The sequence below is a fragment of the Aminobacter ciceronei genome (assembly GCF_014138625.1).
GTDB lineage: Bacteria > Pseudomonadota > Alphaproteobacteria > Rhizobiales > Rhizobiaceae > Aminobacter > Aminobacter ciceronei.
The window spans coordinates 40,883-55,923 of the sequence record NZ_JACJHY010000031.1 but is presented as its reverse complement, the minus strand read 5'-3'; the positions used below and the strand labels follow the sequence as shown (position 1 = coordinate 55,923).

At 63.5% G+C, this 15,041-nt stretch carries 12 protein-coding genes; 5 read left to right on the top strand and 7 right to left on the bottom strand.

Annotation, left to right across the window (positions count from 1 at the left end; all coding sequences use genetic code 11):
• Window positions 1-18: 18 nt before the first annotated feature.
• Both rnd and HNQ95_RS26035 read right to left on the bottom strand, forming a co-directional pair.
• Window positions 19-1,176 carry a ribonuclease D gene (gene rnd, locus HNQ95_RS26040; protein WP_182575599.1) on the bottom strand — a complete coding sequence of 386 codons (1,158 nt, stop codon included), beginning with the start codon at window positions 1,174-1,176 and terminating at the stop codon, window positions 19-21.
• A gap of 84 nt (window positions 1,177-1,260) precedes the next feature.
• Entirely contained in the window at window positions 1,261-2,505 is a 1,245-nt protein-coding gene (locus HNQ95_RS26035; RefSeq protein WP_067963033.1) for an MFS transporter, read from the bottom strand.
• 193 nt (window positions 2,506-2,698) lie between these two features.
• On the opposite strand from HNQ95_RS26035, the gene HNQ95_RS26030 reads away from it, so the two are divergent.
• Both HNQ95_RS26030 and aspS read left to right on the top strand, forming a co-directional pair.
• Complete coding sequence (locus HNQ95_RS26030) at window positions 2,699-3,115, top strand: GNAT family N-acetyltransferase (RefSeq protein ID WP_182575600.1); 417 nt, start codon at window positions 2,699-2,701, stop codon at window positions 3,113-3,115.
• Window positions 3,116-3,253: 138 nt separating this feature from the next.
• Window positions 3,254-5,044, top strand: coding sequence for an aspartate--tRNA ligase (gene aspS / locus HNQ95_RS26025; RefSeq protein ID WP_067963025.1), 1,791 nt, complete (start codon window positions 3,254-3,256; stop codon window positions 5,042-5,044).
• Between the two features lie 86 nt (window positions 5,045-5,130).
• On the opposite strand, the gene HNQ95_RS26020 is transcribed toward aspS, so the two are convergent.
• Window positions 5,131-6,324 (bottom strand): aq_1923 C-terminal domain, encoded by a 1,194-nt coding sequence (locus tag HNQ95_RS26020; RefSeq protein WP_182575622.1) that lies wholly within the window; start codon window positions 6,322-6,324, stop codon window positions 5,131-5,133.
• Window positions 6,325-6,586: 262 nt separating this feature from the next.
• On the opposite strand from HNQ95_RS26020, the gene parC reads away from it, so the two are divergent.
• On the top strand, window positions 6,587-8,893 hold the full coding sequence (parC, locus tag HNQ95_RS26015; protein WP_182575601.1) for a DNA topoisomerase IV subunit A: 2,307 nt from the start codon (window positions 6,587-6,589) through the stop codon (window positions 8,891-8,893).
• A gap of 276 nt (window positions 8,894-9,169) precedes the next feature.
• Window positions 9,170-10,330, top strand: coding sequence for an AI-2E family transporter (locus HNQ95_RS26010; RefSeq protein ID WP_154385618.1), 1,161 nt, complete (start codon window positions 9,170-9,172; stop codon window positions 10,328-10,330).
• Between the two features lie 44 nt (window positions 10,331-10,374).
• Here the strand turns inward: HNQ95_RS26010 and HNQ95_RS26005 are convergent, their stop codons facing one another.
• From HNQ95_RS26005 to hemB, 4 genes are all read right to left on the bottom strand, one after another.
• Window positions 10,375-11,271, bottom strand: coding sequence for a DMT family transporter (locus HNQ95_RS26005; RefSeq protein WP_083948608.1), 897 nt, complete (start codon window positions 11,269-11,271; stop codon window positions 10,375-10,377).
• Window positions 11,272-11,323: 52 nt separating this feature from the next.
• On the bottom strand, window positions 11,324-12,079 hold the full coding sequence (locus tag HNQ95_RS26000) for an arginyltransferase (RefSeq protein WP_067963014.1): 756 nt from the start codon (window positions 12,077-12,079) through the stop codon (window positions 11,324-11,326).
• 140 nt (window positions 12,080-12,219) lie between these two features.
• Window positions 12,220-12,690: an RDD family protein gene (locus tag HNQ95_RS25995; RefSeq protein ID WP_154385584.1), complete on the bottom strand. Its 471-nt coding sequence runs from the start codon at window positions 12,688-12,690 to the stop codon at window positions 12,220-12,222.
• 116 nt (window positions 12,691-12,806) lie between these two features.
• Window positions 12,807-13,838 (bottom strand): porphobilinogen synthase, encoded by a 1,032-nt coding sequence (gene hemB / locus HNQ95_RS25990; RefSeq protein ID WP_154385583.1) that lies wholly within the window; start codon window positions 13,836-13,838, stop codon window positions 12,807-12,809.
• A 143-nt stretch (window positions 13,839-13,981) separates the two neighbouring features.
• On the opposite strand from hemB, the gene HNQ95_RS25985 reads away from it, so the two are divergent.
• A complete protein-coding gene (locus HNQ95_RS25985) occupies window positions 13,982-15,019 on the top strand; it encodes an enoyl-CoA hydratase/isomerase family protein (protein WP_067963005.1) in 1,038 nt (345 codons plus the stop codon).
• Window positions 15,020-15,041: the final 22 nt, after the last annotated feature.

The window sequence follows — 15,041 nt, the reverse complement described above, 5'->3', positions numbered from 1 at the left end:
CCGCGCCGAACAGGCCGTTCAGCTGTTGACCTCGAACACCGAAATGCGGCGCTTGTCGAAGCGGATGGCCAGTTCGCCGCGCACCAGCTTCAGTGCTGCCTCGCCGAACACCGAACGGCGCCAGCCCTGCAGGGCAGGGACGTCGGCAGCTTCGCCTTCTGCGGCGATACGGTCGATATCGTCGCCCGAAGCGAGCACCTTGGGGGCAACGCCTTCCTTCTCCGAGACGAGCCGCAGCAGCACCTTGAGCAGCTCGGAGGCGGCACTGGAGCCCTCCGGCGGCTGGAATGTCTTGGGCAGCTTGGGTATCTGGTCGCGCGGAATTTCGAGCGCCGCGTTGACGACGGTGAGCAGCGCCGTCGCCGACGACGAACGTTCCCAGCCCTTGGGCGTGGTGCGCAGTCGGGCAAGTGCGGTTGCATCGCGTGGCGCCTGCTGGGCGACTTCGTAGATCGCGTCGTCCTTGAGCACGCGGCCACGCGGCACGTTGCGCTCGCGCGCCTCGCGCTCACGCCAGGCAGCCACTGCCTGCACGATGGCCAGTTCCTGCGGCTTGCGCAGGCGCATCTTCAGCCGCTTCCAGGCGTCCTCGGGATGCGGGTCGTAGGTCTCGCGTGAGGTCAGGACCTCCATCTCTTCATTGAGCCAGTGGGCGCGATTCTCGCGCTCGAGCTCGGTGACGAGATGCTTGTAGACGTCGATCAGGTGTGTGACGTCGGCCAGCGCATAGTCGAGCTGCTTTTCCGACAGCGGGCGGTGGCGCCAGTCGGTGAAGCGCGATGACTTGTCGATGCGTCCGCCGGTGATCTTCTGCACGATCTGTTCGTAGGAGACGCTGTCGCCGAAGCCACAGACCATGGCGGCGACCTGGGTATCGAACACCGGGTGCGGGATCAGTGCGCCGAGATGGAAGATGATTTCGATGTCCTGGCGGGCGGCATGGAAAACCTTGGTCACCGCCTCATTGGCCATTAGCCGGAAGAATGGCTTGAGGTCGAGGTCGGGCGCCAGGGGATCGACCAGTGCGGAAACGCCGGGCGCTGCCATCTGGATCAGGCAGAGCTCGGGCCAGAAAGTGGTTTCGCGAATGAACTCGGTGTCTACCGTGACGAAGTTGGACTTTTCGAGAGCGGCTATGACGGTTTCGAGTTCGTCCTGGGTCGTTATTACATGCATAATATTGCTTTTATCAGAACGCGTTGTCTTTCCATTTCAGCCGAGCGCCCTTTCGTCAAGCACTTGCACGTCCGATCACGGAGTCTAGCCCTCATCGCTGCCGTTTGCAGCGCTGTTTCGGCCTGCAAGCCGGGCAAAGATCGGGGACGTCCTCAACAGGGCGATGAAGCGTCCGCGGTGGCCGGCCGGCACCGGCGAGCGCGAGCCCATACGGTAGATGATGACGGCGACGAACACGACATAGACGGCCGCACTGAAGCTGAACAGCGAATGCGGGCCGAACTTTTCCATCACCAGTGAGGCGACGAAGGGTCCCGCGATGGCACCGACGGAATAGAACAGCATCAATGCCGCGTTGATCAGCACGAATTCGCCTTTTTCGGCGCGGTCGTTGGCATGTGCTGCCGACAGCGAATAGAGCGGCATGGCGAACGATCCGAAGATGAAGACGAAGACGAAGTTGGCCAGCGGCGAATTGCCGGCGAGGAAGACCAGCATCAGCGCGGAGGCCATGGCGCCGGCAGTGGTGACGAGCAGCACCTTGCGACGGTCCCACAGGTCGGACATGTAGCCGAGCGGGTACTGGACCAGCGCACCGCCGATGATGCCGACACTGACGAAGGTGACGACGTCGGTCACCGACAGGCCGATCTGCTCGGCATAGATCGGGCTCAGCGTGCGGAAGGCGCTGTTGGTGACGCCGACGAAGATGCAGCCGATGCTGCCGAGTGGCGAAATCTGCCAGGCGCGTTTGAGGTCGAGCTTGACGTCTTCGGGCGGTGTCGGATTGGAGCGGTCGCCCAGCGAGACCGGCACCAACGACAGTGTGATCATGATCGACATGATGGCGAAGATGGTGAAGCCGCCGGCGCCGAAGACCGGGATCATGAACTGCGCGCCAGTCACCGAGCCGATGTCGATGATGCGGTAGATCGCCAGGATTCGGGCGCGGTCGTGGTTGGAGACGCCTGAATTGAGCCAGCTCTCCATGACCGTGAACAGTCCGGCGAAGCAGAAGCCGGTGGCAAAGCGGATCACTGACCACATCACCGGGTCGATGACGAGAACCAAAGTCAGCGTTGCCGAGGCGGCGATGGCGGCGAGTGCCGCGAAAGCCCGGACGTGGCCGACGGCCTTCATGATGCGTGAGATGAACAGGCAGCCGAGCAGGAACCCGACGAAATAGCAGGTCCCCATCAGGCCGATGGTCGAGGCAGTAAATCCCTCCTGTGCTCCGCGCAGCGCAATCAAGGTGCTTTGCAGGCCGTTGCCGCCCAACAGGATGCCGGCGGTGATCAGGAGCGGGATGAGGGGGCGTATGGAGGACATCAGGCAACGCAGTACAAAAGCTGAGGTGGCTACAGTTTGCCCGATCGGTCAATGCCGGACAGCCGCTGGTGCGACATATTCCGTCGACTGCGCCAACGTCGCTGCCGCGGCAGCGTCTAGCGTGCGCGCGCGGCCCGGTTCATCCCTGACAAGTGGACCGCTGGCTGGATTGTGAGGGACAGACGAGGCCGCGATGACGACATTGACAGTGAGCACCAGCATCGACGAGGAAACGGCCCGCTTCATCGGCGAGGGGCTGAACGCCTATAATTTCGACACCGCCGGTCCGCACAACGACCAGGATCTCTGGATCGTCGCCCATGGCAAGGATGGCTCGGTCGCCGGCGGCCTCAAAGGGTCGTCCGAATACACCTGGCTGTTCGTCGAATGGCTGTGGATCAGCAGCGCTCATCGCGGCGAGGGCCTTGGCCAGCGGCTGATTGCCCGGGCCGAGGAGGTGGCACGGCAGCGCGGCTGCATCGGCGTTCACCTCGATTCGTATACGTTCCAGGCGCCGGAGTTCTACAAGCGATTGGGATATCAAGAGTTCGGCCGCATCGACGATTACCCGGCCGGACATTCCAGGGTTTGGCTGAAGAAGCGGTTTTGACCCTGCGCCTGAGCGGTCTTAAAACCGCTTTACCTTGACAAAACCGGGCACCCATGCGCTTTTCGCGCCAAATTTTAGGCCCGGGCGCAGCTGTCGCCCCGGCGTGACGTCCAAACAGCCTGAACCGGAAAATTTGCCATGCATCGTTACCGCAGCCACACCTGCGCTCAATTGAGGAAATCCGACGTCGGCGCCGCCGTTCGCCTGTCCGGCTGGGTGCATCGCGTGCGAGATCACGGCGGCCTGCTGTTCATCGACCTGCGCGACCATTACGGCCTGACCCAGATCGTCGCCGATCCCGATTCGCCCGCCTTCAAGGCCGCCGAAACGGTGCGCGGCGAGTGGGTCATCCGCGTCGACGGCGAGGTCAAGGCGCGCATGGCGGAAGCCGTCAACGGCAACCTGCCGACCGGCGAGATCGAAGTCTTTGCCCAGGAAATCGAGGTTCTGTCGGCCTCCAAGGAATTGCCGCTGCCGGTGTTCGGCGAGCCGGACTATCCAGAAGACATTCGCTTGAAGTACCGCTTCCTCGATCTGCGCCGCGAAACGCTGCACAAGAACATCGTCGCCCGTACCAAGATCATCGCCGAAATGCGCAATCGCATGACCGGCGAGGGTTTCACTGAATATTCGACGCCGATCCTGACGGCCTCGTCGCCGGAAGGCGCGCGCGACTTCCTGGTGCCGTCGCGCATCCATCCCGGCAAGTTCTTCGCGCTGCCGCAGGCGCCGCAGCAGTACAAGCAGCTGCTGATGGTCGCCGGCTTCGACCGGTACTTCCAGATCGCGCCTTGCTTCCGCGACGAAGACCCGCGCGCTGACCGCCTGCCGGGCGAATTCTACCAGCTCGACCTCGAAATGAGCTTCGTGACCCAGGAAGACGTCTGGAACACGATGGAGCCGGTGATGCGCGGCGTGTTCGAGAAGTTTGCCGACGGCAAGCCGGTCACTCAACAGTTCCGCCGCATTCCCTATGACACCGCGCTGCGCACCTACGGCACCGATAAGCCCGACCTGCGCAACCCGATCGAGATCCAGGAAGTCACCAGCCATTTCGACGGCTCTGGCTTCAAGGTGTTCGCCGGCATGATCGCCTCGAACCCGAAGGTCGAGGTCTGGGCGATCCCGGCCAGGACAGGCGGCAGCCGCGCCTTCTGCGACCGCATGAACTCGTGGGCGCAGGGCGAGGGCCAGCCGGGTCTCGGCTACATCTTCTGGCGCAAGGAAGGCGACAAGCTCGAAGGCGCCGGCCCGATCGCCAAGAACATCGGCGAGGAGCGCACCGAAGCCATCCGCCAGCAGCTTGGCCTGTCCGACGGCGATGCTGCCTTCTTCGTCGCCGGCGATCCCAAGAAGTTCGTCTCGTTTGCTGGTGCTGCCCGCACCCGCGCCGGCGAGGAGCTGAACCTCGTCGACCGCGACCGCTTCGAGCTGTGCTGGATCATCGACTTCCCGTTCTACGAATGGCTGGAAGAAGAAAAGAAGATCGATTTCGCCCACAACCCGTTCTCGATGCCGCAGGGCGGCCTGGATGCGCTGAACAACCAGGATCCGCTGACCATCAAGGCCTACCAGTACGACATGGTCTGCAACGGCTTCGAAATCGCCTCCGGTTCGATCCGCAACCAGCTGCCCGAGCTGATGGTCAAGGCGTTCGAGCTGACCGGCAAGACGCGCGAGGAGGTCGAGGAGCAGTTCGGCGGCCTCTACCGCGCCTTCCAGTACGGTGCCCCGCCGCATGGCGGCATGGCTGCCGGCGTCGACCGCGTCATCATGCTGCTCGTCGGCGCCAAGAACCTGCGTGAAGTGACTTTGTTCCCGATGAATCAGCAGGCGCAGGACCTGTTGATGAACGCGCCGTCGGAAGCCACCCCGCAGCAGCTGCGCGAGCTGTCGCTGCGTGTCGCGGTGGCCAAGAAAGAGGCTTAGGCGATCCGCGCAAGCGACTCTTTTGACTCAACAAACAAGCCCGGCATCGCTGCCGGGCTTTTGCGTTTCTGATGTCGCGGCCAGGATCAGTCCTGGTTTGCGGTCACCGTCAGGCCGAGCGTCTTGGGCAGGTCCTTGGGGTTCGACATGCCGCTTGCGGCGAGCAGGGCGAACGGGACCGGCGAGGCTGGCTTGGCGGCGATCTCGATCGACTTGGGCGCGTCGAGATAGGCGGTGACGGCCGCCGTCACCTGGGTCGACAGCTCCGGATTGTTCAGTTCCATCATCAGGAACGGCACGATCGCCTTGGCCTGGTTGGCAATGTCCTTGGCCGTCATGTTCTGCTGCTTGGCGACGTATTCGAGAACCTTGTTGGTCACCGAATCGTCGTCGAAGCGCACGGTTGCGCCATTGAAGGTCAGCTGCTGCATCAGGCCGAGCATGGCCATGCCCTGGGCCGAGTTGTCGGCGCCTTCCGGCTGGGCGGCCATCTTCTTCTGCAGTTCCTGCACCGACTTCAGGAATTCCACGGTGTAGCCGCCGAGGTCGAAGGTCATGCCGAGCGTGCCGGCATTGTCGACGGTGATGTCGTAGCTCGACAGTGCCATGCGGCCGTCTGTTGGCTGCCAGGTGCCTTCCATCTGGAAGTCGCCCGAGATGTTCTGGTAGCCGAGCGCCTCGATCGCAGCCTTCGACTGCGGGTCTTCCACCAGGGTCAGGTCGGCGGTGAACTTTTCGGCCGAACCGGTGAACTCCATGGCGTTGCCGTCGGCCGGAGGCGTCACCTCGGCTGCGAAATTGGTCATCTGGAAGGCCTGCTTGTCGCCGACCTTGACGCTGACAGTGTCGAGATTGGCGGTCTCATACATCAGGAACGAGGCCAGGATGTCGGTCGAGTCGGTGGCCGGCAGCGTGACATTGCCGAGCGTCAGCGGGCTGACCTCGACCTTGGTCGGGCCTTCGTTGAGGCTGTAGGGCTCGGTGGTGATCGTCTCGATCTTGAAGCCGCGATTCTCCTCGGTGATGCCGCTGAGCGTGAGCTTGCCGATCGACAGCGGCTTGCCTTCGCCGTCCATGGCGATGGTCGCACCTTCGATGACCGCTTCGGACGCGTCGCCGGAGACGCTGCTCCAGCCAAGCGTCAGGCTCTGGCCGGCCAGCACCGACTTGAGCCGCTCGGCGACAGCGGTGGCATCCTGGGCCATCGCTGCATTGAGCGGAAGCGAGAACAGGAAGGTCGTGAGTGCGAGCTTGCGGAATGCAGAGCGGTGTTGCGTCATCATAGATCCCTGAGACTTTGAAATGATTCAGCCTTACGTCAGCCACGAACTGGACCGGAAGAAGGCGACGTAACGACAATGGCCGCAATTCGATCCAAAAGGCAATCACCGCAGTGCAACACGCGCAAAAATGGTGAATGACCCCCTGATCGCGTGATTGCTACTTTAGCGAGCGGGCAGATTTGTCGCACTCCGACGCCGACGGCTCTTGCATTGGGCGATAAGGCTTGTCGCGAATCGCCCGTTCCGCTAGTCCCAAGCCATGGGAAAAGGGCTTGTGCCGCCCGGAAACGGTGGCGGCGACAATATTGAACCGGTCGATCTGAAGAAGGCGCTCGAAGAGCGCTATCTTGCCTATGCGCTGTCGACCATCATGCACCGGGCACTGCCTGACGTTCGCGACGGACTGAAACCGGTCCATCGCCGCATCATGCACGCCATGCGGCTGCTCAGGCTCAATCCCGACCAGGGATTCGCCAAATGTGCCCGCATCGTCGGCGAGGTCATGGGCAAGTTCCACCCGCATGGCGACCAGTCGATCTATGACGCGCTGGTGCGCCTGGCACAGGATTTTTCGGTCCGCTACCCGCTCATCGACGGCCAGGGCAATTTCGGCAACATCGACGGCGATAGTGCTGCCGCGATGCGCTATACCGAAGCACGCATGACCGATGTGTCGGTGTCGCTGCTCGAAGGCATCACCGAGGATGCCGTCGACTATCGCCTTACCTATAACGAAGAAGACGAAGAACCCGTCGTCCTGCCGGGCGCGTTTCCGAACCTTCTCGCCAACGGCTCGTCCGGCATCGCCGTCGGCATGGCGACGTCGATCCCGCCGCACAACGCAGCCGAGCTGTGCAGTGCCGCCCTTCACCTGATCGACAATCCCGATGCCTCGGTCACCGACCTGATGACCTCGCCGGGCGAGTGGGAGCGTATCAAGGACGATGCGGAGCTGCGTTTCGCCTGCAAGGTGCGTGGGCCCGATTTCCCCACCGGCGGCAGCATCGACGACGACTGGGCGGCGATCGTCAATGCCTATGAGACCGGACGCGGCGGCTTCCGCGTGCGCGCGATGTGGAAGCAGGAAGACCAGGGCAGGGGCACCTGGAACCTTGTCGTCACCGAGATCCCCTACGGCGTCCAGAAGGCGCGTCTGATCGAGAAGATCGCAGAGCTTCTGATCGCCCGCAAATTGCCACTGCTCGAAGACATCCGCGACGAGTCGGCCGAAGACATCCGTGTCGTCCTGGTGCCCAAGAGCCGCACCGTCGATCCGGGCCTGCTGATGGAATCGCTCTACAAGCTCACCGAGCTCGAAAGCCGCTTCCCGCTCAACATGAACGTGCTGTCGCGCGGCAAGGTGCCGAACGTGCTGTCGCTGAAGAGCGTCTTGCGCGAATGGCTCGACCACAGGCGCGAGGTGCTCGTCCGCCGCTCGAAGTTCCGCCTCGGCGAGATCGAAAAGCGCCTCGAGATTCTCGGCGGCTACCTGATCGCCTACCTCAACATCGACGAGGTGATCCGCATCATCCGCGAGGAGGATGAGCCGAAGCGCACGATGATGGCGCGCTGGGACCTGACCGACAATCAGGCCGAAGCCATCCTCAACATGCGCCTCAGGGCGCTGCGCAAGCTCGAGGAATTCGAGATCCGCAAGGAGCATGACGCGCTCAGCACTGAGAAGAAGCAGATCGAGGCACTCTTGGCGTCCGATGCCAAGCAGTGGGCGACGATCAAGTGGGAAGTGAGCGAGGTCCGCAAGCATTACGGTCCCGAGACCGAGCTGGGCAAGCGCCGTACCGTTTTTGCCGAAGCGCCGGACCATGACCTGACCGACATCCACCACGCCATGATCGAGAAGGAGCCGGTAACGGTCGTCGTCTCGGAAAAGGGCTGGCTGCGCGCGATGAAGGGGCATCTGGCCGACTATTCCCAGCTCACCTTCAAGGAGGGCGACAGCCTCAAGCTGGCGTTCCCGGCCCAGACCACCGACAAGATCCTGGTCTTCACCACGGGCGGCAAGTTCTACACCATCGGCGCTGACCGTCTGCCAGGCGGGCGCGGCCATGGCGAGCCGATCCGCATCATCGTCGACATGGACAACGACCAGGACATCGTCACCGCCTTCGTCCACGAGCCCAAGCGCAAGCTCCTGCTGGTCAGCCATGAAGGCAACGGCTTCACCGTGCCCGAGGAAGAGGTCATCGCCAACACCCGCAAGGGCAAGCAGGTGATGAACGTCAAGGCGCCCGACGAAGCCAAGCGCTGCATCCCGCTGACTGGCGATCATCTCGCCATCGTCGGCGAGAACCGCAAGATGCTGGTGTTCCCGCTCGAGCAGATCCCCGAGATGACGCGTGGCAAGGGCGTCAGGCTCCAGAAGTACAAGGACGGCGGCGTGCTCGACGTGAAGACCTTCACGATGGAGGCCGGCCTGAGCTGGCTGGATTCGGCGGAGCGCACCTTCACCCGGTCGCGCGAGGAACTGCTCGAGTGGATTGGCACCCGCGCCACCGCCGGACGCATGGTCCCCAAGGGCTTTCCGCGCACCGGCCGCTTCGGCTAGCGCAAGTCCTGGGAAAACCGAGCCGCGGGTTTCCTGGGAATTGCGCAAGGACAAGAAATCCGGAATGAGGGCCGGAATGAGGGAATGAACGCGTGCGGTGCGGCAAAGTTTTCGTGCGCGGCACCGCATTAGCCTCTATGATCTCCCCACCGGCGCCGAACCGCGCGCCGGGCATCAATCGGGTCCACTTCAGGGCCGAGGAGATCCAGGCTCTTGAACGTGACCAATCCCCGTAAGCCGGAGCGAGAGCAGAGGCTGTTCGGCCCGGCCCAGCCGATGCGTGCCGCTTTGGTGCCGCCGCTTTCGGCGGCGCGCTGGCTGCTCGTGCTGATCGTCGCGGCGGGTATCTATTTCTTCCATGGCTTCCTGGTGCCGGTGCTGGCAGCGCTCGTCATTGCCTTCGCCAGCTGGCCGCTCTACCGCAGGCTGCTCGTCGCCGTCGACGGCAACAGGACCATTGGCGCCACGCTTGCGCTGCTGTTCATCATCGCCTTCCTCGTCGTGCCGATCTCATTTGCTGCGACCTACGCCGTCAACGAAATCCGCGACTGGGTTGGCTGGGCTGTCGAAACCAATCGTCACGGCGCGACGACGCCGCAATGGATCAACAACCTGCCGGTTGTCGGCGAGTGGCTGAACGAGCAATGGACGCGTTATGTCGGCCATCCCGGCGCCATCGGCGAACTGGCCCAACTGCTCAGCGGCGCCAACATCGGCAGCATCTATCGCGGCGTGCTTGCTGCCGGCGGCAGCGCCTTCGGCATCCTCTTGACGCTGCTGTTCATGCTGATCGCTTTGTTCTTCACCTATCGCGACGGTGAAACCTTCGTCGGCCAACTCGACCGGCTCGGCGAGCGCATCCTGCCGATGCGCTGGGAGCGCATTTCGCGCGTCGTGCCCAAGACCATCAGCGCCACCGTCACCGGCATGACGCTGATCGCCATCGGCGAGGGTGTGGTGCTGGGCCTTGCCTATTGGGTGGCCGGCGTGCCGTCGCCGGTGACGCTCGGCGTGCTCACCGGCTTCATGGCGCTGATCCCCGGCGGCGCGCCTTTGTCGTTCACCCTCGTCTCGGTCTATCTGGTTGCCAGCGGCTCGCCGATTGCCGGTGTCGCGCTGTTTGCCTGGGGCTCGATCGAGCTGTTCATCGTCGACAAGACGCTGCGCCCCAAGCTTGTCGGCGGGCCGATCAAGCTGCCGTTCCTGCCCACCTTTTTCGGCCTCATCGGCGGCGTCAAGACGATGGGCTTTCTCGGGCTGTTCATCGGCCCGGTGCTGATGGCGCTGCTTGTCGCGATCTGGCGCGAATGGCTGCGCGAGGTCGAGCTGACCGACGAAGCGGCGATGCTGGCCGCAGCCAACGCCTTGCCTGAGAGCGACACGCCGCGCAGCATCGAGGCGATCCGCAACGACGTGCCGACCAATCAGGCCGGCTAGGGGCGGGCAGTTCCTGCGGTCCCGGCATTGAAAGGGCCGGCTGGCTACGCCAGCTGTCGTGCCAGGCTCGCCCGGCGCCTGCGCCCCTCGGACAATTGCCAGGCCGAGTGGGCGATCAGCGTGATGATCAGGATCGCCCCGCCGATCAGGCTGTTGCGAGTCGGCACCTCGGCGAAGATCATCCACACCCAGATCGGCGCCATGACCGTCTCGAGCAGGTAGAACATCGCAACCTCCGGCCCGGAAATGTATTTCGGGCCGTTGGCGAGGCAGAAGAACGAGATCGGCATGATCACCGCGCCGTTGAAGATGATCCACCACGGTGCATCGACCCTGAAGCCGGTCTTGGACACCATATAGGCCGCCACCAGCCCCGGCAGCAGCACGCCGACAAGCGCGGTAAAACCCATGTCCTTGCCGCTGGAGCGGGAGATGGTGATGGCCGAGGCGATGCAGAAGGCCGAACACACCGCCATCAGGTCGCCGAACAGGTGGCCGGTGCCGATCGAGCTGCCGACGATGATCGACACCCCGCCGACCATCGCCAGCATGGCCAGCAGCGTTGCCGGCCGCGGCCTTTCCCGCAGAAACATCCACGACAGCACGGCGGCAAATACCGTGTTGAAGGCGAGGATGAACACCAGATTGGCGGTCGAGGTGTTGTAGACGGCGGTGATGAAGGTGATCGAGCCGATGCCGTAGAGGCCGGCGACGAGGAGGCCGGCGCGGCCCGGGATGAGCTGCGGCGCCTTCGGGCTCAGCGCGCGCCAGACCAGCCAGATGATGATGGCGGCGATGAAGGTCGTGCCGCTGCGCATCAGCAGGATCGACCAGTTGTTGCCGTCGGCGAGCTTGATCAGCGGGATGTCGACGGTCAGCGCCAGTCCGCCGATGCCGGTCAGCAGCAGTCCCTTGGAGTGGTTCGATTGGGTGTCCGCCACTGTTTTCCCCTGCCAGATGGTCGACGGCAGCGTGGAAACGGGCCGGACGTGCTCAGATGTCGCCTTCGAAGCGCTCCCAGCCCTTCATGCCGAGATGCTCCTGAGGTGTGAAGCGCACCTTATAGTTCATCTTGCGCGAACCGTTGACCCAGTAGCCCAGATAGACGTGGGGCAGGCCCATGGCGCGCGCGCGGGCAATATGATCGAGGATCATGAAGGTGCCAAGCGAGCGTTCGTCCATTTCCGGATTGTAGTAGGAATAGACCATCGACAGGCCGTCCGACATCTGGTCGGTCAATGCCACTGCCATCAGCTCGCCCTGGCCCTGGCCGGTGATGAAGGTATCGGGGCCGCGGCGGCGATATTCGATCACCTTGGTGGTGACATGGGTGTCCTCGACCATCATGGCATAGTCGAGCACCGTCATGTCGGACATGCCGCCCCTGCGGTGGCGGGCATCGAGATAGGAACGGAACAGCGAATATTGCTCGGTCGAGGGTTCGGCGTCGTGCATCGCCCCGACGAGGTCGGAGTTGCGTTCGATCACCCGGCGCATGTTGCGCGTGGCCTTGAATTCCTGAGCCAGGATGCGGACCGAGACGCAGGCGCGGCAGGTCTCGCAGGCCGGGCGATAGGCGATGTTCTGCGAGCGGCGGAAGCCGCCTTGCGTCAGCAGGTCGTTCATCTCGGGCGCCTTGTCACCGACGAGATGGGTAAAGACCTTCCGCTCGAATTGACCCTCGAGATAGGGGCAGGGGGACGGCGCCGTCAGGAAGAACTGAGGGGAATGGGTCGGATGCTGCGTCATCGAGCGTCAGGAAGACTCCCAATCAATGTTCCCTAGCTTGGCGCTGCCGGCGAAAAATTCAACATGAATGTGAAGGCAGGCCCAATCTTTGCCTTCACATTTTGGCGCAAGTGCCGGTTTTGACTCGCCGAATGGCCATTTTAGCTGTCGCTGCGGCTGACCACCGTGCCGAGCAGCAGGTCATGCAGCGTGCGCTTGCGGTCGGAAAACAGCGACACCAGGAGCACCAGCGGCGTCAGAACGACATTGCCGGCCCAGAACAGCACCGAGTGAACCACCGCCAGAAGGCCGTCGATCGGCCTGCCGTCGAGGCGGTCGAGCCGGATGCCCATCATGCGCATGCCTGTGGTAGCCTGGTTCGGGCCGCCGAGCGTCATCCAGATGTAGATGAGGGCCACAGCCGGAAACAGGATGCCGAACAGCGCCCAGCCGAGGCCGAGCGTCAGCACGCCAAGAAAGAAGATGACGATGGCAAAGGGGATCATCAGGAGACCGACGATCAGATAGTCGACCAGGAACGCCAGGATGCGGCGGGTGCGCACGCCGTCATAGGCGCGGCTGTCGTCGAGCCTGCTGTTGATGATTTCACCGTCCAGAACGCGTGCGGTCATGACTTCCTCTATCGGCGGACGAGATTGCCCGCGCCGGAAAACAAATGGGAATTGCCGCGCCGGATTCAAGAATCCCGGCGCGCGAGGGCAGAAATCCTGTCGGGGAAGCTCTCGCCTCAGCCCTTCAGCATCTCGGCCACTTCGGGCGCGAAATAGGTCAGGATGCCGTCGCAGCCGGCGCGCTTGAAGGCGAGCAGGCTTTCGAGCATCGCCTTTTCGCCGTCGATCCAGCCATTGGCGCTGGCTGCCTTGATCATCGAATATTCGCCCGACACCTGATAGGCGAAGGTCGGCACGCGGAACTCGTCCTTCAGCCGGCGGATGATGTCGAGATAAGGCAGGCCGGGCTTGACCATCAGCATGTCGGCGCCCTCGGCGAGGTCCTGCTCGGCCTCGCGCACCGCTTCGTCCGAATTGGCGTGGTCGATGTAGTAGGTCTTCTTGTCGCCCTTGAGCAGGCCCTGCGTGCCGATCGCCTCGCGATAGGGGCCATAGAAGGCTGACGCGAACTTGGTCGCATAGGACATGATCGCGACATCATGGAAACCGTTGTCGTCGAGCGCGTCGCGGATGGCGCCGATGCGGCCGTCCATCATGTCGGAAGGGGCGATGATGTCGGAGCCGGCCGCGGCCTGCAGCACGGCGGCGGCTGCCACCTGGGCGACAGTTTCGTCATTGACGATGATGCCGTCGCGCAGGATGCCGTCATGGCCGTGGCTGGTGAACGGGTCGAGCGCGACGTCGGTGATGATGCCGATCTCCGGCACCGCTGCCTTGATGGCGCGGGTGGCGCGGTTGATGATGTTGTCGGGCTCCAATATGTGCGCGCCGGTCTGGTCGCGCAGCTCCATCTCGACATTGGGGAAGGTGGCGAGTGCCGGAATGCCGAGCTTTGCCGCGCGCTCCGCTTCCTTGACGGCGAGATCGACCGACATGCGATAGACACCGGGCATGGCCGGGATCGTTTCCTTGCGATTCTCACCGTCGATGATGAAGATCGGCCAGATCAGGTCGTCGACCGTCAGGCGGTTTTCCTGGACGAGCCGGCGCGACCAGTCGGCCTTGCGCATGCGGCGCAGGCGGCGGCTGCCGGTGATCTCGTCGACGCTGCGGGCGCCCGCTGGCTTGGCTGGGGTAAACTTGTTCATCGGCACTCTCCGGCAATTGTGCAGTTTTTAGCATGCCGGTTTGCCCAAGACCAAGATGCAGGATGTGACCTGCGGCATTGACGCACCCATGCGCTGCCCATTAGCTCTGCACACTCAGCCTGATGTGAGGGATTCCAGTGGACATGGACTTTGGCGGCGACGACGAAATCCGCTTCGAGCGCTCCGGAGCCGCCGGCATCGTCACCCTGACGCGGCCGCAGGCGCTGAACGCGCTGACCCACAAGATGGTCCTGGCGCTGTCGCGCGCGCTCACCGCCTGGCAAGTCGACCCCAGCGTGGCCATCGTCGTGGTCAAGGCCGAGGGCAGGGCATTTTGCGCCGGGGGGGACATTCTGCACGTCTATCACGCCGGTCTCGCCGGCAATCCGCCGGTCGACTTCTTCGCCGACGAATATCGGCTCAACACCCAGATCCAGAGCTATCCCAAGCCTTACATCTCGCTCATCGACGGCATCGTCATGGGCGGCGGGGTCGGCATCTCCTGTCACGGCTCGCACCGGGTGATGACCGAAAATGCGCAGTTCGCCATGCCCGAAGTCGGAATCGGCTTCTTCCCCGACGTCGGCGGCAGCCATCTTCTGCCCGACCTCGGCGGCCATTTCGGCATGTATCTGGCGCTGACCGGCAACAGGATCCGCTACGGCGACGCGCTGTGGTCGGGGCTGGCGACGCACACGATCTCGGCCGACGGCCAGATCGGGCTCTTGGAGCGGCTGTGCGAGACCGGCGACACGGAGGCGGTGCTGCGCAACTTCTTCCGGCCGGCCAAGCGCGAGACCGAGCGCGAGACGCTGGAAGCGATTGCCCGGCATTTCTCCGCGCCCACGCTGTCCGACGTCATCGCCAGCCTGGAGACGGATTCGAGCGAGTTCGCCAAAAAGACGCTCGCCACCATCCTGCAGCGTTCGCCCACCAGCCTGTCGGTCGCCTTCCGGCAGGTCAGGGCCGGCCTGACCATGTCGATGAAGGACTGCATGCGGATGGAGTTCCGCATCCTCAACCGCATGCTCGCCGGCCGCGACTTCTATGAAGGCATCCGCGCGGTGCTCATCGACAAGGGCTCGACGCCGCAATGGCATCCGGCCCGGCTCGAGGATGTCGACCCGCTCGACATCGACCGTTATTTCGAAACGCTCGGCGACCGGGAACTTGCCCTGTGACCGACAGTGCAAGCCGCCTGCG